General features: G+C 67.0%; 3 protein-coding genes. All 3 read left to right on the top strand.

Annotated elements, in window-relative coordinates; translation table 11 throughout:
- On the top strand, window positions 1–223 hold a 223-nt coding region (locus tag EQG76_RS06765; protein ID WP_200840608.1), incomplete at its 5' end, for a TetR/AcrR family transcriptional regulator C-terminal domain-containing protein.
- Window positions 224–290: 67 nt separating this feature from the next.
- The gene (locus EQG76_RS06760) at window positions 291–1,085 is read left to right on the top strand and encodes an ABC transporter substrate-binding protein (protein ID WP_235031234.1); all 795 of its coding nucleotides are present in this window, start codon (window positions 291–293) and stop codon (window positions 1,083–1,085) included.
- Between the two features lie 30 nt (window positions 1,086–1,115).
- On the top strand, window positions 1,116–1,826 hold the full coding sequence (locus tag EQG76_RS06755) for an ABC transporter permease (protein ID WP_159711789.1): 711 nt from the start codon (window positions 1,116–1,118) through the stop codon (window positions 1,824–1,826).
- Window positions 1,827–1,871 lie beyond the last annotated feature (45 nt).

The raw sequence follows: 1,871 nt of genomic DNA, 5'->3' as shown, positions 1-1,871 counted from the left end.
CGGGACACTTGCCCGAGTGCTGGCCGAGGCGGCCGGGCGGGGCGAGATCGAGGTGAGCGACCCGGAGCGTGCCGCGGTCGACCTGCTCAGCCTGGTGCGCGCCGACCTCCATCTGCGCGCCCTGTTCGCCGTACCCACCCTGCCGCGCCGCAGCGAGCGTGCCCTCCTGGCCCGCACAGCGGTCGACCGCTTCCTCAAGGCCTACGCGCCTGGCGTCGCTTGACGCTGATCCGCGCGTCGTCGACTGTCTGCCCATGGGCGGACGATTGCCGCAGCGGGAGATATTTGCCGTGCTCAAGCCAAGAAGAACTGTCCTCGGCTCGCTGGCCCTGGCCGTCAGCCTGTTCACGCTCGGCACGGCCGAGGCCAAGGAATGGAACAAGATCCGGTTCGGCACGGAAGGCGCCTACGCACCCTTCAACTACGTGACGCCGGACGGACAGCTCGCCGGCTTCGACGTCGACATCGCCTATGCTCTCTGCGAGGAGCTGAAGGTCGAGTGCGAGCTGATCCAGCAGGACTGGGACGGGATGATCCCCGCACTGCTGGCCAACAAGTACGACGCGATCATCGCGTCCATGTCGATCACCGAGGAGCGCAAGAAGAGCATCAACTTCACCGACAAGTACTACGACACCCCGACTCGGCTGGTGGTGCACAAGGACTCCGGCATCGACGGCTCGCCCGAGAGCCTGAACGGCAAGCGGATCGCCGTGCAGCGCGAGACCACCCAGGACCGTTACGCGACCGAGCATCTGGAGCCGGCGGGTGTGGAGATCGTCCGCTACGCCACGGGCGAGGAGGCCACGCTCGATCTGGTGTCCGGCCGGGTCGACGCCCGGCTCGAGGACGCGGTGGTCCTCTCCGAGAGCCTGTTGAAGAGGCCCGAGGGCGCCGATTTCCAGTTCGTCGGCGAGCCGATCAACGACGAGGAGTATTTCGGCCTGGGTGCGGGAATCGGGGTACGCAAGGGCGACGAGGACCTGGTGGAACTCCTGAACAAGGCCATCACGGGGATCCGTGCCAGTGGCAAGTACCAGGAGATCCAGAGCAAGTATTTCGACTTCGACGTCTACGGCGACTGAGCCGGCGAGGGCGCCCCGCGGCTGCTGCTCATGCTCGATCTGCACGGCTATGGATGGACCATCCTGGAAGGCGCCCGGCTGACGCTGGCCTCGGCGCTCTTGTCCGTCGTGCTGGCCGTGCTGATCGGCATCGCGGTCGCCCTGCTCCGCCTGTCCGGCAGCCGCGTCGCCAGCGGTGCCGCGCTCACCTACACCACGGTGATCCGCGGCATCCCCGACCTGGTGCTGATGCTGCTGATCTTCTTCGGCGGCCAGATCCTGGTGAACAAGCTGGTCGCCCGGATCGATCCCTGGATCGAGGCGCAAGGCGGTGCGCCGATCGGCTATCTGGACATCAACCCGTTCATCGCGGGCGTGCTGACGCTCGCGGTCATCTATGGCGCCTACATGGCCGAGACCTTCCGCGGCGCCATCCTAGCGGTCCCGCACGGCCAGCTCGAGAGTGCCCGCGCCTTCGGCATGACGCCGTTCCAGGTGTTCCGCCGTGTCCTGTTCCCGCAGGCGGCCCGCCACGCCCTGCCCGGCATCACCAACAACTGGCTGGTGCTCCTGAAGTCGACCGCACTGCTCTCGGTGATCGGCCTGGACGACATGGTGCGCAAGGCCCAGTACGCGGTGGGCGCCACCCGGCTGCCATTCACCTTCTACCTGTTCGTCGCGGTGCTGTTCCTCCTGTTCACCACCGCCTCGCTCCTGGTCCTGCGCACGCTGGAAGCGCGGGCCCAGCGGCCCTACCGCTAGGAAGGAGGCCGGGCATTGGACTTCAGCATCATTCTGGAGAGCTGG

Origin of the sequence: Geminicoccus flavidas (genome assembly GCF_009806515.1) — a bacterium.
Lineage (GTDB): Bacteria > Pseudomonadota > Alphaproteobacteria > Geminicoccales > Geminicoccaceae > Geminicoccus > Geminicoccus flavidus.
The sequence above is the reverse complement of the archived record's forward strand: the minus strand, read 5'-3'. Positions and strand labels throughout refer to the sequence as shown.